Below are 21270 nucleotides of genomic sequence, written 5' to 3' on the forward strand. Positions count from 1 at the left end.
GAGCCGCTTGCCGTGTCGATGGGGCGCATTATAGGGAGGTCTCGAATTCTGGCAAGGGCTTTTTTAAACTTTTTTGTAGAAAAGTCATCGTTTGAGTATCTTTTGCGCGAAAGGCTTATTTCCACACATTTTACCCACATCAAGCCCACAAAAAGCTGTGGGTAACTTTTAAAATCGAGGGAAGCACCTGGATATAGATAAAAGAAAAGAGGCCTATTGGGCCTCTTTATGTTCTTACTCTTTAAGCCTGTCTTTATTGCACCGCTTTTATTTGCTCGTCTTCGACAATCAGTTTCACCGGCAAGCCTGGTTTCACTTCTCCGCGAAGAATAGATTGTGCCAATGGGTTCTCGACACTTTGCTGAATGGCGCGCTTAAGTGGGCGAGCCCCATATACCGGATCAAATCCCGCATCCGCGATAAGCGTTAGTGCCTCGTCGGTGACTTCCAACTTCAGGTCACGCTCAGCCATACGTTTTGCCAAATGCGCAAGCTGGATACCGGCGATAGACTTGATGTGCTCCTGACCCAATGGATGGAAGACCACTGACTCATCGACTCGGTTAATGAACTCTGGGCGGAAATGTTTGCCCACCACATCCATCACCATGGCTTTGATGCCATTGTAATCCAGTTCACCAAAATGTTCCTGAATGCGATCAGAACCCAGATTGGAGGTCATGATCACCACAGCATTGCGAAAATCAACGGTACGCCCCTGACCGTCTGTCAGACGGCCATCATCCAACACCTGTAGAAGAAGGTTGAAGACATCAGGGTGCGCCTTCTCTACTTCATCCAATAGAATGACAGAATAAGGACGACGGCGAACGGCTTCTGTCAGATAACCGCCTTCTTCATATCCCACATAGCCAGGAGGTGCACCCACCAGCCTAGCCACTGAATGTTTCTCCATAAACTCTGACATGTCGATACGCACCATCGCGTCGCTGCTGTCAAAGAGAAACTCTGCCAGTGATTTACACAGTTCTGTTTTACCCACACCTGTTGGACCAAGGAACAGGAACGAGCCAATCGGGCGATTCGGGTCAGCAAGGCCGGCACGGCTGCGACGAATAGCGTTTGCCACCGAGGTGACTGCCTCTGATTGCCCAATCACCCGACCATGAAGCTCATCTTCCATCTGAAGTAGCTTTTCTTTCTCGCCTTCCAGCATCTTGGCGACAGGTATACCGGTTTGACGGGATAGTACTTCTGCAATCTCAGCGTCAGTCACTCGGTTTTTAAGCAAGGTCATTTCCTGCATTTCCGCCTGACTAGCCAGATCGAGCTGCTTTTCCAGTTCAGGAATACGGCCATACTGCAATTCAGACATGCGGTTAAGGTCACCTGCACGACGTGCAATGTCTAAATCCGTGCGTGCCTGCTCTAACGCACTCTTGATGTGTTGCGTTCCGGAAAGCGCTGCTTTCTCTGCATTCCACACTTCTTCCAGCTCAGCATAGTCACGCTCTTTCTCGTCAATTTCACTTTGCAGGGATTCAAGACGCTTCTTACTTGCTTCGTCGTTTTCTTTAGCTAATGCCTGTTGCTCAATCTTGAGTTGGATTAAACGACGCTCTAATCGATCAAGCTGCTCCGGCTTGGAGTCTATTTGCATACGAATGCTCGACGCCGCTTCATCAATCAAATCGATGGCTTTATCCGGCAGCTGTCTGTCCGAGATATAGCGATGAGAGAGACTCGCAGCAGCAACGATCGCGGGGTCAGTAATTTCCACCGCATGGTGAAGCTCGTAACGCTCTTTAAGGCCACGCAAAATAGCGACGGTGTCTTCAACCGTTGGTTCATCCACCAGCACTTTTTGGAAACGACGCTCAAGTGCCGCATCTTTTTCCACATACTGACGGTATTCATCTAATGTAGTGGCACCAACGCAATGAAGTTCGCCACGCGCCAATGCAGGCTTAAGCATGTTGCCCGCATCCATCGCTCCTTCTGCTTTACCTGCACCCACCATAGTGTGGATTTCGTCGATAAAGAGAATGACGTTACCTTCTTCTTTCGCCAGTTCATTGAGAACTGACTTCAGGCGTTCTTCGAATTCACCACGATATTTCGCACCGGCAACGAGAGAACCCATGTCGAGAGAAAGCACACGTTTGTTGCGAAGCCCTTCAGGTACCTCACCGTTGACGATACGCTGCGCCAGACCTTCAACAATGGCGGTTTTACCCACGCCTGGTTCACCAATGATTACTGGGTTGTTCTTGGTACGGCGTTGTAGCACTTGCACGGTGCGGCGAATTTCTTCGTCACGGCCAATCACCGGGTCGAGCTTGCCCTGCTCGGCTTTTTCAGTCAGGTCAATGGTGAACTTTTCCAACGCCTGACGCGCTTCTTCCGCGTTAGGATCATTGATAGCCTGACCACCACGCACTTTATCAATCGCGTCTTCCACTTTCTTGGTTGTCAGGCCAAGACTTCTGAGTAATTCACCCAAAGCACCTTTGTCTTCAACGGCAGCCAGAATAAAAAGCTCTGAGGAGATGTATTTGTCTTTACGCTTCTGGGACAGCTTGTCACACATATTGAAAAGCATACCCATGCTGTGCGAGAGCTGGACATCGCCGCCAGTGCCGGTCACTTTCGGTAGCTTGTCGAGCAGCTCACTCAGACTGGAGCGTAGTTGAGTCAGATCCACATTCAGGAGAGTCATCAGAGGACGGATGGTGCTGCTATCCTGATTGAGGAGAGACACCATCAAGTGCACGGGCTCGATATACTGATGATCGCGCCCTAAAGCCAGTGACTGAGCGTCAGAGATGGCTAATTGGAATTTGCTGGTAAATCGGTCAAGGCGCATAGCCTCCCCCCTTTAATAATTTCGATAATAGCTTTGATGTTGCTTAACGAAAAAATGGGAGCGGCGGCGGCTGATTTCAAGTTGAGTGGCGAAATTTTTGTCGATTTGGTTAATCGCGTTCTGTACCGATCCAGATACAGCTGGCCTGACGGCCTGTACGATTTTCTCTACGGTAGGAGAAGAAGGTTTCCGGAGCAGAGACTGTGCAGTGTTCTCCGCCATAAATCTGGGTCACACCTGCGGCTTGAAGTCGCTGCCTTGCCAAGAGGTAGATATCTGCCAACCAACGATCGTTGTGTGGCTTAAACGCTTTTTCGGCGGCTACATCGTGCGCCATAAACTGATCGCGCACTTCGCTACCCACTTCAAAAGCGTCAGAGCCGATGGCAGGGCCAAGCCATGCCATCACTTTACTTGGCTCATCAAACTTACTGAGCGTTTGTTCCAACACACCGTTGACCAAACCGCGCCAGCCAGCATGTGCCGCCCCCACCTGTGTCCCCTCTTCATTACAGAAAAGCACAGGAAGACAATCGGCAGTCATCACCACACACACCTGCCCTTGAGCTCCCGTAAAGGCGGCATCGGCATCCGGCACCTCATCAACGGCCAAAGGCAAAGTCACGACTTCTGTACCATGAACTTGATTCAACCAGGCTGGAGATGTCGGCATCGACATCACTTCTGCCAGTGTTTGGCGGTTTTTCACCACGAAATCACTGTCATCGCCCACGTGATCGCCTAAGTTCAGGCTATCAAAAGGAACAGGGCTGACACCACCTTGGCGGGTGGTGCTCACAGCTTTAATCCTTGAAGGCGCGGGCCAGTCTGGCGTGATCCAATCCATGATCAGTAGTCCTCGTCTCCGTGCTCTAAGGTGTCTGCACGCAGTACTTCAGTCAGTTTCACCATGTCATCTGGGATTGGTGCGTGCCATTCCATCATTTCTTTGGTGGTAGGGTGTTCAATACGCAGCATAACAGCATGAAGTGCCTGACGGTCAAACTGACGCAATGTCTGGATCAGCTCATCACCCGCATTGCGTGGCGGACGTGGACGACCACCATAAAGCTGGTCACCTACCAGAGGGTGGTTCAGATATGCCATGTGAACACGGATCTGGTGCGTACGGCCGGTTTCCAGACGAAGACGCAGACGGGTGTGCGCGCGGAAGTGCTCAACCACACGGTAATGCGTAATTGCTGGTTTACCCAGCTCCTGAACAGCCATGTGTGTGCGCTTGGTAGAGTGACGGCCGATTGGCTTTTCAATCATACCACCGCCTGTCATGTTACCCAGTGCAATCGCTTCGTACTCACGGGTGAACTTCTTACGCTTTTGCAGTGCGCGAACCAAACGTGTTTGGGTCGGGATATTTTTCGCTACCACCATCAAGCCGGTGGTGTCTTTATCCAGACGGTGCACGATACCCGCACGCGGTACTTCAGCGATATCAGGGTAATGGAAAAGCAGACCGTTCAATACGGTACCGTCAGGGCAACCGGCACCAGGGTGTACCACTAAATCACGCGGTTTATTAATAACGATAATATCGTCATCTTCATAAACGATGTTCAGTGGAATGTCCTGCGCTTCCCAACGCTGTTCATCTTCGATTTCTGCCTGAACGACGATGGCTTCACCACCCATCATTTTCAAACGTGGTTTGTTGACGATCTCACCATCGACGCTTACTTTGTCGGCCAGAATCCATTCTTTGATGCGTGATCGGGAATAATCCGGAAACAACTCTGCCAATGCCTGATCCAGACGCTGACCCAGTTGATTCTCATTTACTGTGCTGTTTAACTCTAACTGCTGTGCCATAACGAACTTTTTGATTCTCAATGAGACTAATACCAAGTGGTATTGATGTAAGCCCTCGGGCTCAGTCACGTTTACCAGTTGGTATTATATCTGGTCGATGGGTAGAATAGCCCACAATCGCGCCATTGTAGCTTTTTGCGGCTGTCTCCGTAATGGCAAAGGCTGAAAATATTCTTTCAAGGAAGCAACTGTAGTAATGAAACGCCTTACTTTATCCTCTTTACTTGCTATTTCCCTGCTGGCTGGATGTTCAAGCACGGAAGAAGTTGTCCCTGATATTCCGCCTTCTGAGCTGTATCAGGAAGCGCAGGTTTCCCTTAATGAAGGCAGTTGGAACACCGCAATCCAAAAGCTTGAAGCCCTGGACTCACGCTACCCGTTTGGTGCTTACTCAGAGCAGGTTCAACTGGATCTGATTTACGCTTACTACAAGAATGACGATTTGGCCTTAGGTGAAGCCACCATTGACCGATTCATGCGCATGAATCCGGGTCACCCTGAGATGGATTGGGTACTCTACATGCGCGGCCTGACCAACATGGCGCAGGACAGAAGCTTCATCCACGATATGCTGAATATGGATCGTGAAGACCGCGACCCTGAGCCAGTGCGCCGTGCGTTCGTAGACTTCCGCCGACTGCTGGATCGATACCCAGACAGTGATTACGCCGCTGATGCAGCAAAACGCCTTGTCGCGCTGAAAAACCGTCTGGCAGATTACGAACTGGCCACTGCCGATTTCTATGTTCGCCGTGAAGCTTGGGTTGCTGTGATCAACCGTTGTCAGCAAATCCAGCGTGATTTCCCTGACACGGATGCCGCGAAGAAATCTCTTCCGTTGATGCTTAAAGCCTATGAAGAGCTGAAGCTGGAAGAGCCTGCCCAGCGGACCCGCGAGTTAATGAAACTGAATGGTGTGGATGCCTGATAGCATCCTTCAAACAGAAAAGAAAAAAGCAGCCTGATGGCTGCTTTTTGTTTATTTGGGTGTGAGATTGTTTGTCCGGGCGAAATAGTGAACTGCTGCATTCTTCGCCAAAGCCTTCTTTAGCACGAACAAAGTCCCTAACGTTCAGTGTTCGTTAGCGACCTTAACCTCTTCATCTTGCACCACTTCTTTTGCCCGATTCAAGCACTTTCCGGACTTTTTAAACCGAAGTTAAACACAGGATCACAAATCCCCTGACCAATAAAATTTCGCGACACAAAAGTGATTTAGATCACGTTATTTCCTCTCCAGAAACGTAATCTGAAAGTGAGCCCAGCAAAGGGCAAGCAAAAGAGGAAACATCTATGAGAGTAGAAATTACTGGTAAAAACATCGACATCACTCCTGCCATTCGCGATCGCATTACGTCTCGTTTTGAAAAGCTAGAGAAATGGCAAGTCGCTCTCATTAACCCTCATGCTGTCATCAGTGAAGAACCAGGTAACAAATTCAAAGTAGAAGCTGGCGTATCTATGCCAGGTGCAAAATTGATTGCCTCCGCTGAGCATGAAGATATGTATGCCGCCATCAATGAAGTGGGCCAGAAACTGGAGAAACAGCTAAACAAACAAGCTCACAAAGGCGAAGCACGCCGCGCAAGCCATGCAGGTGTGGAAGTACCGGAAGAAGAATCTGAAGCTATCTAATCTATCCAGAGGATTAAACCAGTCAGCCCCGCCAAGTGCGGGGCTGATTCGTCTTGACATGACAACGCCGTCCCAATATGGTTGAACAATAATTGAACCAACAAGATAAAGTATCGATGTCGCAAACCACTTCGTTTTTCTTTCGCTTCTTTTTCCGCTTCTGAAGAGGTGGGGCGTAAGGGCGAGCATCGATAACGACAGATTCCCGAAGGCCTCCCTCAGAAAGGGAGGCTTTTTTGTTTTGGGCGCTGAATAATGAGTAGGAACAAGGAATGAGTAAACCAACATTGTCACTTGATGAAATACGGGTGAATGTCAGCCGTATCGATCAAGAGCTGCTGTCACTGCTGGCAGAACGACGTAAGCTGAGTCTTGAAGTCGCTAAAAGCAAAATCCAAACCCAAAAGCCCGTCCGTGATGTTGAACGTGAGCAGGCGCTGCTTGAGAAGCTGGTTGCCAATGGGAAATCCCACGAGTTGGACCCACAGTACGTCACCAAAATTTTCCACACCATTATTGAAGACTCTGTGCTTTACCAACAGGCATTCCTGCAACGCCTAGCCAACCCAGACAATGAACAACCGCTTGCCCGCGTTTCTTTCCTTGGTGGCAAAGGCTCCTACTCCAATCTGGCAACCCGCAACTTTTTTGCACGTAAACATACCAAGCTCGCGGAGATCCAGTGTTCAAGCTTTAAAGAAGTGCTGGAAATGGTGGAAACCGGCAATGCCGATTACGGCGTACTGCCGATTGAAAACACCAGCTCAGGTTCGATTAATGATGTTTACGACCAACTTCAGCACACCCGCTTGTCTATCGTCGGAGAGATCACCCAGCCGATTGAACATTGTCTGCTGACGGCTGTAGACACGCAGATTGACCAAATCGAAGTACTTTATTCGCATCCGCAGCCGCATCAACAATGCAGTGAGTTCGTGCGATCTCTGGGCAGCGGTATTAAGCAAGAGTATTGCTCAAGCACCGCGGAGGCGATGAAAGAAGTCGCAGCCATGGCCCAACCAAATGTGGCTGCGATTGGTAATGCGGCAAGCGGTGAACTTTATGGTCTGAAACCGCTGAAGTTCGGCATCGCCAATCAGCAGGAAAACCACACCCGCTTTATCGTCGTCGCACGTAAGCCTGTAGAAGTCACTGCGCTGATCCCAGCCAAAACCACCTTTATCATGTCTACCGGACAATCTGCCGGCTCCCTGGTGGAGTGTCTGCTGGTGCTGCGCAATCACGGCATCAACATGACCAAACTGGAGTCACGTCCTGTGCTTGGCAACCCATGGGAAGAGATGTTCTATGTGGATGTAGAAGGCAATATGCGTACGGATGTGATGAAAGAAGCATTGGAAGAGCTCACCAAGATCACCCGCTACATTAAAGTGCTGGGTTCTTACCCGATTGAGAACGTTGCTCCAACAGAAATCGACGTTTAACGAATCTCAATGCTAGAGTCTGTTGACCCTAGAAACAGAAAAGGAGCCAATTGGCTCCTTTTGTTTTATCTCGTGCAGCTTATACCAATCACAGTAGGTAGATGATCAGAAATAGCGTAGGAAAAATGCTCGAGAACAAGGCGAAAAATTTCGATAAGTAGTTATTCTACAATCAAATTTTTCAACGCAGTTATCGAACATTTTAACAAGCTAGGATGAGCAGATATTTACTACGATTGGTATTAACCGCGGTGCGTGGTGTCATTCGCCTGACGAAGCAGGTTCTGGCTTTCTTTCATAAAGCGCGGAGCAAAGTCGCCGAACCAGTTTTCCACCTGACTAAACGCCTGAACAAAGCCTTCTTTGTCTTGCTTGTCGAGCAGGTTAATCGCCTCGCCAAAACGCGCATGGAAACGCTTAATCATGTCGATGTTTTGTGTCGACGACATAATGATATCCCCGTAAAGCTGGGCGTCCTGAGCAAACAATCGGCCCACCATCGCCAGTTCAAGGCGGTATATTGGCGAACTAAGCGCTGTAAGCTGCTCCAGATTTGGGTTCTCTTCCGCCAGATGCAGACCATATACGAACGAAGTGAAGTGGCGTAACGCTTGGATCAGCGTCATCCCCTGATCATGCTCAATCGCGCTGATACGGTGCAAACTCGCACCCCAGATGCGGAATTGCTCAAGCAGCCATTGGTACGCTTCCGGATTTCGCCCATCACAGTACACAATCACCTGTTTAGCGAGACTTGAAATATCCGGACCAAACATAGGGTGCAAACCCACAACAGGGCCTTTGTGTGATTCCAACATGGCCTGCAGAGGTTCACTCTTGATGGAGGTCAGATCTACCAAGAGGCAATCATCGGGCAACGTGCCCAATGAGCGAATAACACTGTCAGTTTTATTGATTGGCACGGTGACAACCACCATGCCTGCATCAGAGAGTATCTCTTCAGCCTTGTCCCAATCTTTCGAGCCCAATACCTTAACGTCATAGCCAGACAGTCGGAAAAGCTTGCAGAACACTTTACCTAGCTGACCATGGCCACCCACCACCACAATAGAACGCAGATCTGGGTTCAGGCATTTAAATCCAGAATCGTTTTCACTGGCGTAAGATTCGCGCATGGTGCGACGAAGAATATCTTCAATCAGATCCGGCGGAATCCCTCGAGAAGCCGCTTCTTCACGACGTGATGCCAACATAGCAGCTTCACGATCCGGCGCATAAATTGGCAAACCGTGTTTGCTCTTCACCTCGCCAACTTCCGCGACCAATTCCAGTCGGCGTGCCAGCAACTCGACCATTTGTTTGTCGACTTCGTCAATTTGATCCCGAAGTTGGGTCAACTCTGCAACCATGTGGCTTAATGTCCTTGTAAACGCTGTTCCAGGAAAGGTGTCAGTTCATCATGGGCTCGGCGCAGCAGGTTTTCAGTATCCTGCCAGTTGATGCATGCGTCGGTAATAGACACCCCGTAAGCCATCTCTTCACGCGGCAAGTCCGCAGACTGATTGCCTTCGTTGATGTTGCTCTCAATCATCAAACCAATGATGGATTGGTTTCCTTCACGGATTTGGTGGAACACATCTTCAGCGACAAGTGGCTGACGACGGAAATCTTTTCGAGAGTTGGCGTGGCTGCAGTCTACCATCAGTGATGGCTCAAGCCCTGCCCCTTTCATCTCATTTTCGCATTCTGTCACCGAAACTGAGTCATAATTGGTCTGCTTGCCGCCACGCAGAATCACATGACCATCCGGGTTGCCCTGAGTTGTCAGCAGCGCAACCTGACCTTCTTTGTTGATTCCCATGAAACGGTGACCAGATGCGGCCGCCTTCATCGCATTAATGGCCGTTGCCAAACTGCCATCAGTACCGTTCTTGAAGCCAATTGGCATGGAAAGGCCACTCGCCATTTCACGGTGAGTTTGAGACTCAGTCGTACGCGCGCCAATCGCCGCCCAACTGAACAGATCGCCAATGTATTGCGGGCTGATTGGGTCCAAGGCTTCTGTTGCCAGTGGCAGGCCCATATCTGCCAGTGTAATAAGCAGTTCACGGGCTTTGTGAAGACCCGCTTCTACATCGAAAGAGCCATCCAAGTTTGGATCGTTGATGAGTCCCTTCCAGCCAACCGTGGTGCGTGGTTTTTCAAAGTAAACTCGCATCACGATGTAAATCTGATCGTTCAGGGTTTCTGAAAGCGCCTTAAGGTTTCTCGCGTATTCAATCGCCGCATCAGTATCGTGAATCGAGCAAGGACCACACACGACCAAAAGGCGGTGATCTTTCTTATGGATGATATCTGCAATTTCCTGACGCGCTTTTGAAATAAAAGCCAGCGTCTCTTCCTTTACGGGTAGCTTGCTGCGCAGTTGGTCAGGGGTAATCAGAACCGTTTCGTCCTGAATATGTACGTTAGTAAGCAGATCTCTTTCCATAACATTTTTCCTTTCTGAATCTATTTTGCGCATTGAATGGGTATTTATCACGCAACTGCCCATACAATAACAATCTGAGAGACGAATGCAATAGATCGTAAAGATAAAATAACAACGTAAATTTATATTTACATAGTAGTATAAAGGTCAAACTTAAAGGCTATATAACTGACTTCACCAATCAGCATATTGGAAACACTTTTGTAAACCAAAACGTACAAAATAGAAAAAGGCCTTTCGAAAAGGCCTTTTTGCTTGGGGTTGCTATTTTACTAGCTCAATCAGAAAGTCTGGTCAGCTGATTGGAAGTCCTCAAAACCTCTCTGCCATTGCATCTGAAAGCGAAGACCATCAGGTCTGTTGGCACACACACCCAAATACTGCATGCCCGACAAACCAATGTCATAGGCATTGTCCAGGCTGCAATAGCGATCAACACCTTCCGCATAGCCAGACTCGTAATCGCTCACATCGACATTCTGTCCACCAGCACGCTGTGCCAGTTCATTCAGATCTGACATTGAACGGGAAGGGATACCTCTAAGACCGTCCTGCTCACCGACTGCCTGCCAATCGCCTTTCTTCACCAAAGACTCTGCATCTCCGACGGATGCGCAGCCAACGATCATCAACGCAACCAGTGACACAAAGGATTTTTTCAACATCCTGTGTTCCTTAAGATTGATTTGGAAAGTGTCACTATATACCGATTCAGTGGAAAGGTGCAGAATTGGCGTCATACATTTTCTTTTAATCCCTTGAGCTTAAAGGAAAGCGCTACAAACAAGACACCAAAAATAAACGCGTACATCGCAATCACCCAAATGAGTGCCGTCGCACCTGCAGCGGGATTAGACATCAGAAAGCCGCCGAACAGAATGGAGATAATACCTCCGAGAATGAGCAGCCATTCACCAGTGATTTCTTTCCTAAGCCTGATCGCGGCGATGATCTCCAGCACACCTTTCGCTATCGCCCAAACGGCTATATAAAACAGCAAGGCAACCGCAGTAAGTCCCGGCACAGTAAACGTCATAATCCCGGCCGCGATCCCGACCACACCCCAAAGCATCAGTACCACCCAGTTATCCCGTTCTTTGCGCTCCATAATGGCTGTCCACACCTGAAGTGCGCCGTCCACAAATGCAAAAATACCGAATACCAGAATAAGTGTTTCCACCGACTCTTCCGTCGGCAAGGTCCAGAGCATGAAGCCGAAAATAATGGACGCGATACCACGCAATAACAACACCCACCAATTTCTCGATAGCGCTCCAACCAACTGTTTTTGTAGTGTGTCTGTTGGTTCCATTGTGCTTTCCTCTCATTATTGTTTTGGCGAAACGCCGCCGAACACCAGCGTTCAGCATGTTGAGAGTGAAGCGCGATTTGGTTGACTGTGATGTGCTAAGTTTGCAACCCAGTATGAAATGGTTAGCTTATGGAACGCAGCGCAAATTTCTTTTGGAGAGGAATGAAGAAGTGCAGCCCAGGACTCAAGCTGCACGGATAGACCCAGACAACCAGAGGATTAATCCAACAATAGAGCGCGAATATCTGCCCAAGAAGCAGCAGTAAAGGTTGGCTCAATACCTTCCGGTTTCACTTTTCCATCAACATTCAGCCAGCCAGTGTCGATACCCGCATTGATGCCACCAAGGATATCGGAATCTGCATTGTCGCCAATCATCAGGACGCGCGCTTTATCAGGGTGACCCATCTCATTGAAGGCATGATCAAAGATAGCAACATCAGGTTTGGCCACACCAACTTGCTCTGAAATCACTACCAAGTCGAAGTAGTCCCGAAGCCCTGTTTTTTCGAGGCGGATTTGTTGAAGCTGCACAAAGCCATTAGTGATGATACCGAGTTTTGCATGTTGCGCCAGCAAAGGCAGGGTTTCACGTACACCTTCCAAAGGTTCACAAACATCCGCCATGGCATCGAGAAAACGGCGGTTAAGCTCACCCGGTTCAATATCCAAACGCTCAGCCCATACCAGAAAACGATCTTCTTGAAGCTGTTTCGCCGAGATTGCACCGTTTTGGTATTTCACCCAAAGCGGCTTGTTGACGGTCTGATACTCTGCAAAATCCTGCTCGGTAAAGTTAACACCTAAGGTTTTGAACATTGTTTGAAGACCCGCGAAAGCATCGAAAGAAAACAGGGTCTCGTCAGCGTCAAATAAAATCCAATCGTACTGCACGTTATATCTCCTTCATGAAGCTCGCATTATGGCACGCATTTTCCGTCTGCAGAAAAAGAAAAAGCCCGCCTAAACAGGCGGGCTTTCTTTCCCTTTCGGGTATAAACGCCGGAGCGATTATTTCTTAGCCAGACGCTCTTTAATACGAGCTGCCTTACCAGAACGCTCACGCAGGTAGTACAGTTTGGCACGACGTACTGCACCGCGGCGCTTAACAGTAATGCTGTCAACAACTGGTGAGTGAGTTTGGAATACACGCTCAACGCCTTCACCGCTAGAGATCTTACGAACGGTAAATGCTGAATGTAGACCACGGTTACGCTTAGCGATTACAACGCCTTCGTAAGCCTGCAGACGCTCACGCTGTCCTTCTTTAACTTTAACTTGAACGACAACAGTGTCACCTACGTTGAACGCAGGAACGTCTTGTTTAAGTTGCTCATCTTCGAGCGCTTTGATGATGTTACTCATTTTCTATACCCTAGAATAAACTGATACTAAATATCTTTAGGTACTTGTCTGTGTTCGTTAATGAACTCAGCAAGCAGTGATTCCTGTTCGTCAGTCAGAGCTAGGTTTTCCAGGAGCTCTGGTCTTCTGAGCCAGGTACGGCCCAGCGATTCTTTCAATCGCCAGCGGCGAATGTCCTTATGATTTCCGGATTTCAGTACCGAAGGTACTTCCAATCCGTCCAACACTTCAGGACGCGTGTAGTGAGGGCAATCCAGCAAACCATTTGCAAAAGAATCTTCTTCCGCTGACGCAAAGTCTCCGAGGACACCCGGTACAAACCGAGCAACCGCGTCAACCAACGTCATGGCTGGCAGCTCACCGCCACTGAGCACAAAATCCCCGATAGACCATTCTTCATCGACTTCGGTTTGTATAATGCGCTCATCTACCCCTTCGTAGCGTCCACAGATAAGAATCAACTTCTCGTTCTGCGCCAGCTCCTCAACACCTGCTTGGTCAAGCTTTCGGCCTTGAGGTGAAAGGTAAATCACTTTCGCCTTGCCATCAGCGGCTTTCTTGGCAGTGTGAATGGCATCGCGCAAAGGCTGAACCATCATCAACATGCCTGGGCCTCCACCATATGGGCGGTCATCAACCGTCCGGTGTTTGTCGTGGGTAAAATCGCGGGGATTCCACGCTTCTACCTCGAGCAGGCCTTTTTTAACCGCCTGGCCAGTTACCCCAAATTCAGTAACAGCACGGAACATTTCAGGAAAAAGGCTGATTATACCAACCCACATTTTTCCACTCCCATTGCTTTAAATGTTACTGGGGGAATTAAAATCCAGGATCCCAGTCAACTTCGATCCGTTGAGCAGAGCGATCAATCAACTTGATGACTTGCCCATCGAGGAACGGTATTAAACGTTCCTTCTGGCCAAAAGCATCTTTCGGGTTCGCTTGAATAACCAATACGTCGTTAGAGCCCGTTTCCAGAATGTCCGTGACTTTACCCAGGTTGTACCCTTTGGTTGTCACCACTTCCATTCCGTACAGTTCGCGCCAGTAGAATTCTTCATCTGACAGCGAAGGCAATACTTCTGCATTGATAGCGATTTCAGCATTTGTCAGTGCCTGAGCGTCTTCACGCTGATCCAGACCTTTCAACTTGCCTACATAACCCTGACCATGGCGTTTCCAGTCTTCAAGACTGAATGCCTGCCATTCGCCACGCACTTTGATAAACCAAGGTGTGTAGCTAAAGATGTTTTCGGCGTTTTCAGTGTAAGAAAAAACTTTGAGCCAGCCACGGATGCCATAAGAAGCACCTAGCTTGCCTACTACAACCTTTTCTTGCTCACTCATTTCTTTTTCTTTCAACCCTGACACTAATCAATTACGCAGCTTTAGCAGCGTCTTTGATCAGCTTAGCTACGCGGTCAGAAACAGCTGCACCTTCGCCAACCCAGTGGTTAACGCGGTCCAGGTCCAGACGCAGCTTCTCTTCTTGACCCTGTGCAACTGGGTTGAAGAAACCTACTTTCTCGATGAAGCGACCGTCGCGAGCTTGGCGGCTGTCTGCAACAACGATTTGATAGAATGGACGCTTTTTAGCGCCGTGACGTGCCAAACGAATGGTTACCATATCGTCCTCTTTGCATTACTAAATTAAATTGGCCCCGTGCTAATACGGGGCCTCGTGCCAAAATAAAGCTCCGGAATTTTACGCTTTCTGTGATCGAATGCAACTGCTTTAGCTAAAAAAGCATCAGCAGTAACTGGACTTCAATCACTTAGCGATTCCGTCGCTCTATCGAATCCCAGCCAGCGTCTTTCATCTGACCGGAGAATAGGTTTTATTGCGGTTTAGCGTGGGAACATACCACCGCCACCACCCATGCCGCCCATCATGCCTTTCATATTGCGCATCATGTTCTTCATGCCGCCCTTCTGCATCTTCTTCATCATCTTCTGCATCTGGGTAAACTGCTTGAGTAGACGGTTAACGTCCTGTACCTGAGTACCTGAACCTGCGGCGATACGTTTTTTACGTGAGCCTTTAATCAAGTCTGGACGTGCACGCTCTTTCGGCGTCATGGAATTGATGATGGCTTCCATCTGAACGAAGATTTTATCGTCCACTTGGTTTTTCACATCATCAGACAGGTTTGACATGCCAGGCAGTTTGTCGAGCATCCCCATCATACCGCCCATGTTCTTCATCTGTTGAAGCTGGTCGCGGAAGTCCTGAAGGTCGAAACCTTTCTTCTCTTTAAACTTCTTCGCCAGTTGCTCGGCTTTGTCTTTGTCGACATTGCGCTCGAGATCTTCAATCAGTGACAGAACGTCACCCATGCCAAGGATACGGCTGGCAACACGGTCAGGGTGGAAAGGTTCCAGTGCGTCGGTTTTCTCACCTACACCCAGGAACTTGATTGGCTTACCGGTAATATGACGAACAGACAGTGCCGCACCACCACGTGCATCACCGTCCACTTTTGTCAGTACCACACCGGTTAGTGGCAGCGCATCGTTGAAGGCTTTAGCAGTATTCGCCGCATCCTGACCTGTCATGGCATCGACCACGAACAGAGTTTCAACAGGATTGATTGCCGCGTGGACGTCTTTAATCTCGTCCATCATCTCTTCGTCGACGTGCAGACGACCTGCGGTATCGACGATGACCACGTCATAGAATTTCAGCTTGCCGTGTGCCAATGCTTCACTGGCAATATCAACTGGCTTTTGGTCCGGCGTTGATGGGAAGAAATCAATGCCCACATCGCCTGCCAGTGTTTCCAGCTGTTTGATCGCCGCAGGGCGGTAAACGTCAGCAGAGACCACCAGCACTTTCTTCTTGTGGCGCTCTTTGAGCATTTTACCCAGCTTACCGACACTGGTAGTTTTACCTGCACCTTGCAGGCCCGCCATCAGTACCACAGCCGGTGGCTGCGCAGCCAAATCCAACTCAGAGTTGGATTCACCCATCACAGCTTCAAGTTCAGATTGAACAATCTTGATGAATTCCTGACCCGGGGTCAGGCTTTTCGACACTTCCAGTCCAACTGCGCTTTCTTTTACTTTCTTCACGAAGTCGCGAACCACTGGCAACGCAACATCCGCTTCCAGCAACGCCATGCGTACTTCACGCAGCGTGTCTTTAATATTGTCTTCTGTCAGTCGACCGCGACCGCTGATGTTTTTCAGCGTACGGGATAGACGATCCGTTAGGTTTTCAAACATGTCCTACTCGCTTATCTACGCGATGGCACCACGTGACCCGAAATCCTGTCAGGTGGCGATAAACACAAAATTGGCGCGATTATATCTCATTATTGCTGATGCTTACATGCTGCCTTTAACGATAGTTTTAAAGTGGCTTGCAGGCACTTTTCCTAAAATTTGTCGCGGGTAAGACAGGTTTACGTCTCAAAGATCGGCTCGTGTTGATAGCGACTCTCAGTTGCGCAAGGTATACTGATTCCTTCCTTTTTGACGCGATGTTGTTGAAAGACACATGGATATCTTTTTAGCACTCACCGCCGCTTTGCTTTATTTTGCGGCGCTTTTGCAAATTATTCCCGGCCTATCCGGCCCGAATCAGATCCCGGCTCGCTCGGTGTTCCTGAGCGCGTGTGGTGCGTTGGTGCTGCATGCTTATCTGCTTTCTGATCTCATCCTGTCAGGCGGTGGGCAGAACCTTAGTATCCTTAATGTCGCGTCTCTCATTAGCTTTATCATTGCCGCGATTACCACTGGGCTCATGTTCAGGATGCGGATTTGGGTGCTACTGCCTGTGGTTTATAGTTTCTCTGCGATTAACCTGACCGCAGCCACATTGCTTCCCGGTGCGTTTATCACCCACCTAGAAGCACACCCAGAAGTTCTGGTGCACATATCCCTCGCGCTTTTCTCTTACTCCACACTGATGATTGCCACTTTATATGCCATTCAACTGGCATGGCTCGACCACCAGCTGAAAAATAAGAAGAAGCTGGTGATGAACCCGAACCTGCCACCACTCATGGCCGTGGAACGACAGCTGTTCAACATCATTCTGATTGGTGAAGTTCTGCTGACGTTGACCCTGCTGACGGGTCTTGTGTTTGTACAGGACATGATTGCTCAGGGCAAAGCACACAAAGCTGTGTTGTCCGCAATGGCATGGGTTGTCTACGGCGTGCTGCTGTGGGGACATTATCAATCAGGATGGCGCGGACGCCGCGTTATCTGGATCAGCATCGTGGGAGCATTCCTCCTGACACTCGCCTATTTTGGCAGCCGTTTTGTCCGCGAAGTGATTATCGCAGGTTAACGGTCTCTCAATTCAGACGCCCCTTTTTATAGGCTTTCTTTACCCTAACGGGGCGTTTGTGTACAAAGTTTGCGCAGCAATGTTTGACATGGACGCAAATTCTTGCCCTTAATTAGGGTTGAACCAAACAAGAAGGAACTTGCAATTTGGACGACATATCGACGGGAACGCTAGCGACCGTTTTGGTATTGCTCATCTTTATTTCTGCGTATTTTTCCGGCTCCGAAACCGGCATGATGGCATTAAATCGATACCGGCTTCGACACCTATCCAAGCAAGGGCATAAAGGCGCCAAGCGTGTAGAAAAGCTGCTTGAACGCCCAGACAGGCTAATTGGCCTGATCCTCATCGGAAATAACCTGGTTAACATTCTCGCTTCCGCCATCGCAACCATTCTGGGCATGCGCCTGTTTGGCGATCTCGGCGTCGCGATTGCAACCGGTGGCCTTACCCTTGTTATCCTCGTATTTGCAGAGGTGACACCCAAAACCCTCGCAGCACTCTATCCAGAACGCGTTTCTTACACCAGCAGCCTTTTACTCAATGTTTTGATGAAAGCGCTTTATCCGCTGGTTTGGGTGGTGAATGGCATTACCAATGGCTTTCTTAAAATTCTGGGGCTTGCGACTGATAACAGCGGAAAAGACAACCTGAGCTCTGAAGAGCTTCGTACAGTCGTGAATGAGGCGGGCGGGCTCATCCCTCGCCGTCACCAGAATATGCTGCTGTCGATTCTTGAGCTCGAAGAAATCACCGTGGATGACATCATGGTGCCGCGAAACGAAATCACTGGCATCAACGTCAATGATGACTGGAAAGCCATCATGCGTCAGCTCACCCATGCGCCACATGGCCGTATGGTGCTGTATCGCGACAATATTGATGAAGTGGTTGGCATGCTTCGTGTGCGTGAAGCCTACCGGATGATGGTGGAAAACGAGTTCAACAAAGAGAACCTGTTACGCGCCGCGGATGAGGTTTACTACATCCCGGAAGGTACGCCACTGAATGTTCAGATGCTGAAATTCCAGCGCAACAAGCAACGTATCGGTATGATTGTCGACGAATACGGCGACATCATTGGCTTGGTCACTCTGGAAGATATTCTGGAAGAGATAGTCGGCGAATTCACTACCTCACTGTCACCAAGTCTGGCAGAGGAAATTACCGCCCTACCAGACGGCAGTTTCATGATTGACGGCACCGCGAATATCCGCGACCTCAACAAAAGCCTGAACTGGGAACTTCCAACCGACGGCCCCCGTACTCTTAACGGCCTGATACTGGAACACCTTGAAGATATCCCGAGCAGTCAGTTAAGTATTGAGGTCGAAGGGCATCAAATGGAAATTGTTGAAGTCGCTGAGAATATGATTAAGCAGGTTAAGATCTTACCTGTACCTAAAAGCGCCAAGACATAACTTACGTAGGTTTATATTGTTATTAAAAAAACAGCCAGCAAATTGCTGGCTGTTTTTTTAATATCTCACCCAGTTTAATCCTTCTATCGACCCCCGCACCAACCAATCTCACTTTTCATACAAATGACCAAATTATCAGCTAGTTTTAAAGAGGTGCTCTATCGGTTTTGTGCACCGACTTTCTTTGAATCATTTGTTTGTGCTTGCTGAGGAAGGAAAGCAATCATGTTTAACGGGAAACTGAAAAAACAACTGGAAGAACTGGAATTAAGTGCTTCACACAACCAAGCCATTTTGGATGCCATCAACAACAGTGTTGCGACAATTCACTTCACACCTGAAGGTGTCGTCAAACACGCAAACAACATATTCCTCGGTGCTGTAGGTTTTACGCTTGAGCAATTGACAGGAAAGCATCACAGAGAGTTGTGCGACCCTGAGTACGGTCAAAGCATGGAATATCAGAAATTCTGGGAGAGACTGCGTGGTGGTGAAGTCATCAGTGGGACAGTTCCTCGGCTAAATTCAAAAGGAGAGAGGCTATGGCTTGAAGCCACTTACTTCCCGATTAAAGAAAACGGTGCCGTGGTTGAGGTAATGAAAATCGCTGCAGACATTACCAAAGAAAAGATCAAGCTAGATGATCAGGCAGCAGTTTTTGACGCACTGAATAAGTCTATGGCCATGATTGAGTTTCACCCTGACGGCACCATTATTCAAGCCAATGCTAATTTCCTAGGTGCTGTTGGATACACACTCGACCAAATTCGGGGCAAACATCACCGTATGTTCTGTCCCGATCATTTCTATCAGGATAATCCTAATTTCTGGGCCGAACTTGCCAATGGTGATTTCAAAGCAGGCCAGTTTGAACGAAAAGATTCCATGGGCAATGTCCTCTGGCTCCGCGCGACTTATAACCCAGTGTTTGATGACAAAGGCAGGGTTATCCGTGTCGTGAAGTTCGCTAATAACATTACCGAGAAAGTGACACAGGAGCATGCAATTCGCGACGCTGCGGGAGTCGCTTACTCAACGTCGGTCAAGACAGCAGAGATTGCCACAAGAGGCGCAGGTGTGCTGGAGTCGACGGTTGCGACATCACAGTCTATTTCCGATCAGGTGCTGGAAACCTCTAACGCCATTACCCAACTCAATGAGCAATCTAAGAGCATTGAAGCCATCCTATCCACCATTAGTGACATAGCTGACCAAACGAATCTTCTGGCACTAAATGCTGCGATTGAAGCGGCGCGTGCCGGTGATCAGGGCCGAGGCTTTGCTGTGGTTGCGGATGAAGTCAGACAACTTGCTGCGCGCACCAGCCAGTCGACTGCTGAAATTACCGACGTTGTGAAGAAAAACCGTGACCTGACATCCGATGCAACCCGTAAGATGTCGAGCGTGTCAGAAGCTGCAGAAAAAGGTACCCAGCAGATATCTGAAGCTTCCACTGTGATGGAAGAAATCCGTTCCGGTGCAGAAAACGTTGCGCAGACCGTATCCGGTTTAAACGTAGGAACCTGAAGAAAAAACAAATAAAAAACGCTCCCTCGGGAGCGTTTTTTATTACAAGAACAAAAGCTCTTAACGGATCCGGTTGCCGCCATCAGTATCAAACAACACCAGCTTTTCAGGATTAAAGCCAAGATGCGCCATGTCCCCTGCACTCAGCGCAATATTGGCTGGCATACGCGCCACCACTTCCTTACCGCCCAATGAGGTGATGACATAAGTGTCTGCGCCCGTTGGCTCAGTCACATCGACTTTGCAATGCAAGGTACCTTCGCCATCGGCTTGTTCGGTAATGTCTTCTGGCCTCACACCAAGACTCACGGTCTTCCCGACATAAGCAGCTAAGTCTGCAAACCCAACATCAAACGCGATCGATTGATTCACACCATCGAACCCTTCCAGTTCCAACACGGTGCGGTTGGTATCCGCTTCCAACACCTTAGCATCAACCAAATTCATCGAAGGGCTTCCCATAAAGGTTGCCACAAAGGTATTGGCCGGGTTGTCGTAGACTTCTGCCGGAGATCCGAGTTGCTGCAGCTCGCCATCTTTCATGACCGCAATCTTGGTTGCGAGTGTCATCGCTTCAATCTGGTCATGGGTGACGTACACAATCGTCGCATTCAAACGTTGGTGAAGACGTTTGATTTCAGTACGCATATCAACACGGAGCTTGGCATCCAGATTAGACAACGGCTCATCGAACAGGAAGATTTTTGGGTCACGAACCAACGCCCTTCCCATCGCAACACGCTGACGTTGACCACCTGAAAGCTGACCCGGTTTGCGGCTCAGCAAGTGCTCAATCTGCAGCATAGAAGACACTTCATTGATCTTGCGGTCACGCTCCGGCTTTGGAACGTTACGCATTTCCAGTCCAAACGAGATGTTCTGACCAACGGTCATGTTCGGATAAAGTGCATAAGACTGAAATACCATGGCGATATCCCGGTCAGCCGGATGCAGATCGTTTATAACCACATCACCGATAGACACACCGCCATCACTGATGCTGTCGAGACCAGCAATCATGTTTAGCAAAGTCGACTTACCACAGCCAGATGGCCCCACCAGCACCAGAAAGTCACCATCATCAATGGCGATGTTGATCCCCTTCAATACCTCAACATGACCAAAGCGTTTTTTTACATTATTCAGCGTCAAAGAAGCCATT

The 21270-nt window shown here is 48.9% G+C and carries 20 protein-coding genes; 6 read left to right on the forward strand and 14 right to left on the reverse strand.

The genetic code is table 11. The features are described 5' to 3' along the window. Positions 1-253: 253 nt before the first annotated feature. From clpB to rluD, 3 genes are all read right to left on the reverse strand, one after another. Positions 254-2827, reverse strand: coding sequence for an ATP-dependent chaperone ClpB (clpB, locus tag D515_RS16010; RefSeq protein WP_002540049.1), 2574 nt, complete (start codon positions 2825-2827; stop codon positions 254-256). Positions 2828-2936: 109 nt separating this feature from the next. Further along, positions 2937-3674, reverse strand: a complete 738-nt coding sequence (gene yfiH / locus D515_RS16015; protein ID WP_002540050.1) for a purine nucleoside phosphorylase YfiH — start codon at positions 3672-3674, stop codon at positions 2937-2939. 2 nt (positions 3675-3676) lie between these two features. Further along, complete coding sequence (rluD, locus tag D515_RS16020) at positions 3677-4654, reverse strand: 23S rRNA pseudouridine(1911/1915/1917) synthase RluD (RefSeq protein WP_002540051.1); 978 nt, start codon at positions 4652-4654, stop codon at positions 3677-3679. Between the two features lie 196 nt (positions 4655-4850). On the opposite strand from rluD, the gene bamD reads away from it, so the two are divergent. The 3 genes from bamD to pheA all read left to right on the forward strand — a co-directional run bounded on the left by bamD (position 4851) and on the right by pheA (position 7734). Further along, positions 4851-5582 carry an outer membrane protein assembly factor BamD gene (gene bamD, locus D515_RS16025; protein WP_002540052.1) on the forward strand — a complete coding sequence of 244 codons (732 nt, stop codon included), beginning with the start codon at positions 4851-4853 and terminating at the stop codon, positions 5580-5582. 365 nt (positions 5583-5947) lie between these two features. Then, positions 5948-6289, forward strand: coding sequence for a ribosome hibernation-promoting factor, HPF/YfiA family (gene hpf / locus D515_RS16030; RefSeq protein ID WP_002540053.1), 342 nt, complete (start codon positions 5948-5950; stop codon positions 6287-6289). A gap of 272 nt (positions 6290-6561) precedes the next feature. Then, the gene (gene pheA / locus D515_RS16035) at positions 6562-7734 is read left to right on the forward strand and encodes a prephenate dehydratase (RefSeq protein WP_002540054.1); all 1173 of its coding nucleotides are present in this window, start codon (positions 6562-6564) and stop codon (positions 7732-7734) included. 242 nt (positions 7735-7976) lie between these two features. On the opposite strand, the gene tyrA is transcribed toward pheA, so the two are convergent. The 10 genes from tyrA to ffh form a co-directional block, all read right to left on the reverse strand. Continuing rightward, positions 7977-9104 (reverse strand): bifunctional chorismate mutase/prephenate dehydrogenase, encoded by a 1128-nt coding sequence (tyrA, locus tag D515_RS16040; protein WP_002540055.1) that lies wholly within the window; start codon positions 9102-9104, stop codon positions 7977-7979. Between the two features lie 5 nt (positions 9105-9109). Continuing rightward, positions 9110-10186, reverse strand: coding sequence for a 3-deoxy-7-phosphoheptulonate synthase (locus D515_RS16045; RefSeq protein ID WP_002540056.1), 1077 nt, complete (start codon positions 10184-10186; stop codon positions 9110-9112). Between the two features lie 281 nt (positions 10187-10467). Then, complete coding sequence (locus D515_RS16050; protein ID WP_002540057.1) at positions 10468-10851, reverse strand: DUF2799 domain-containing protein; 384 nt, start codon at positions 10849-10851, stop codon at positions 10468-10470. 71 nt (positions 10852-10922) lie between these two features. Next, a complete protein-coding gene (locus D515_RS16055) occupies positions 10923-11498 on the reverse strand; it encodes an HdeD family acid-resistance protein (protein WP_002540058.1) in 576 nt (191 codons plus the stop codon). A gap of 219 nt (positions 11499-11717) precedes the next feature. Further along, positions 11718-12392, reverse strand: coding sequence for a pyrimidine 5'-nucleotidase (gene yjjG, locus D515_RS16060; protein ID WP_002540059.1), 675 nt, complete (start codon positions 12390-12392; stop codon positions 11718-11720). Between the two features lie 117 nt (positions 12393-12509). Further along, the gene (gene rplS / locus D515_RS16065) at positions 12510-12863 is read right to left on the reverse strand and encodes a 50S ribosomal protein L19 (protein ID WP_002540060.1); all 354 of its coding nucleotides are present in this window, start codon (positions 12861-12863) and stop codon (positions 12510-12512) included. Positions 12864-12889: 26 nt separating this feature from the next. Then, entirely contained in the window at positions 12890-13645 is a 756-nt protein-coding gene (trmD, locus tag D515_RS16070; RefSeq protein ID WP_002540061.1) for a tRNA (guanosine(37)-N1)-methyltransferase TrmD, read from the reverse strand. 37 nt (positions 13646-13682) lie between these two features. Next, positions 13683-14210 (reverse strand): ribosome maturation factor RimM, encoded by a 528-nt coding sequence (rimM, locus tag D515_RS16075; protein ID WP_039850224.1) that lies wholly within the window; start codon positions 14208-14210, stop codon positions 13683-13685. A gap of 31 nt (positions 14211-14241) precedes the next feature. Continuing rightward, the gene (gene rpsP, locus D515_RS16080; RefSeq protein WP_002540065.1) at positions 14242-14490 is read right to left on the reverse strand and encodes a 30S ribosomal protein S16; all 249 of its coding nucleotides are present in this window, start codon (positions 14488-14490) and stop codon (positions 14242-14244) included. A 221-nt stretch (positions 14491-14711) separates the two neighbouring features. After that, on the reverse strand, positions 14712-16088 hold the full coding sequence (ffh, locus tag D515_RS16085) for a signal recognition particle protein (RefSeq protein WP_002540066.1): 1377 nt from the start codon (positions 16086-16088) through the stop codon (positions 14712-14714). A gap of 274 nt (positions 16089-16362) precedes the next feature. Between ffh and D515_RS16090 the strand changes: the two genes are divergently transcribed. From D515_RS16090 to D515_RS26360, 3 genes are all read left to right on the forward strand, one after another. Then, the gene (locus tag D515_RS16090; protein ID WP_002540067.1) at positions 16363-17160 is read left to right on the forward strand and encodes a cytochrome C assembly family protein; all 798 of its coding nucleotides are present in this window, start codon (positions 16363-16365) and stop codon (positions 17158-17160) included. 146 nt (positions 17161-17306) lie between these two features. After that, on the forward strand, positions 17307-18581 hold the full coding sequence (locus D515_RS16095) for an HlyC/CorC family transporter (protein ID WP_002540068.1): 1275 nt from the start codon (positions 17307-17309) through the stop codon (positions 18579-18581). Between the two features lie 225 nt (positions 18582-18806). Then, the gene (locus D515_RS26360) at positions 18807-20108 is read left to right on the forward strand and encodes a methyl-accepting chemotaxis protein (protein ID WP_002540069.1); all 1302 of its coding nucleotides are present in this window, start codon (positions 18807-18809) and stop codon (positions 20106-20108) included. 60 nt (positions 20109-20168) lie between these two features. Here D515_RS26360 and D515_RS16105 read toward each other — a convergent pair whose 3' ends face one another. Continuing rightward, entirely contained in the window at positions 20169-21269 is a 1101-nt protein-coding gene (locus tag D515_RS16105) for an ABC transporter ATP-binding protein (protein WP_002540071.1), read from the reverse strand. Between the last annotated feature and the right edge of the window lies 1 nt (position 21270).

This window comes from Grimontia indica (assembly GCF_000333895.2).
Lineage (GTDB): Bacteria > Pseudomonadota > Gammaproteobacteria > Enterobacterales > Vibrionaceae > Enterovibrio > Enterovibrio indicus.

Bases quoted from the DNA above. Each gene is read 5' to 3' on its own strand.
- clpB (WP_002540049.1), bottom strand. From the start codon at position 2,827: ATGCGCCTTGACCGATTTACCAGCAAATTCCAATTAGCCATCTCTGAC.
- yfiH (WP_002540050.1), bottom strand. From the start codon at position 3,674: ATGGATTGGATCACGCCAGACTGGCCCGCGCCTTCAAGGATTAAAGCT.
- rluD (WP_002540051.1), bottom strand. From the start codon at position 4,654: ATGGCACAGCAGTTAGAGTTAAACAGCACAGTAAATGAGAATCAACTG.
- bamD (WP_002540052.1), top strand. From the start codon at position 4,851: ATGAAACGCCTTACTTTATCCTCTTTACTTGCTATTTCCCTGCTGGCT.
- hpf (WP_002540053.1), top strand. From the start codon at position 5,948: ATGAGAGTAGAAATTACTGGTAAAAACATCGACATCACTCCTGCCATT.
- pheA (WP_002540054.1), top strand. From the start codon at position 6,562: ATGAGTAAACCAACATTGTCACTTGATGAAATACGGGTGAATGTCAGC.
- tyrA (WP_002540055.1), bottom strand. From the start codon at position 9,104: ATGGTTGCAGAGTTGACCCAACTTCGGGATCAAATTGACGAAGTCGAC.
- D515_RS16045 (WP_002540056.1), bottom strand. From the start codon at position 10,186: ATGGAAAGAGATCTGCTTACTAACGTACATATTCAGGACGAAACGGTT.
- D515_RS16050 (WP_002540057.1), bottom strand. From the start codon at position 10,851: ATGTTGAAAAAATCCTTTGTGTCACTGGTTGCGTTGATGATCGTTGGC.
- D515_RS16055 (WP_002540058.1), bottom strand. From the start codon at position 11,498: ATGGAACCAACAGACACACTACAAAAACAGTTGGTTGGAGCGCTATCG.
- rplS (WP_002540060.1), bottom strand. From the start codon at position 12,863: ATGAGTAACATCATCAAAGCGCTCGAAGATGAGCAACTTAAACAAGAC.
- trmD (WP_002540061.1), bottom strand. From the start codon at position 13,645: ATGTGGGTTGGTATAATCAGCCTTTTTCCTGAAATGTTCCGTGCTGTT.
- rimM (WP_039850224.1), bottom strand. From the start codon at position 14,210: ATGAGTGAGCAAGAAAAGGTTGTAGTAGGCAAGCTAGGTGCTTCTTAT.
- rpsP (WP_002540065.1), bottom strand. From the start codon at position 14,490: ATGGTAACCATTCGTTTGGCACGTCACGGCGCTAAAAAGCGTCCATTC.
- ffh (WP_002540066.1), bottom strand. From the start codon at position 16,088: ATGTTTGAAAACCTAACGGATCGTCTATCCCGTACGCTGAAAAACATC.
- D515_RS16090 (WP_002540067.1), top strand. From the start codon at position 16,363: ATGGATATCTTTTTAGCACTCACCGCCGCTTTGCTTTATTTTGCGGCG.
- D515_RS26360 (WP_002540069.1), top strand. From the start codon at position 18,807: ATGTTTAACGGGAAACTGAAAAAACAACTGGAAGAACTGGAATTAAGT.
- D515_RS16105 (WP_002540071.1), bottom strand. From the start codon at position 21,269: ATGGCTTCTTTGACGCTGAATAATGTAAAAAAACGCTTTGGTCATGTT.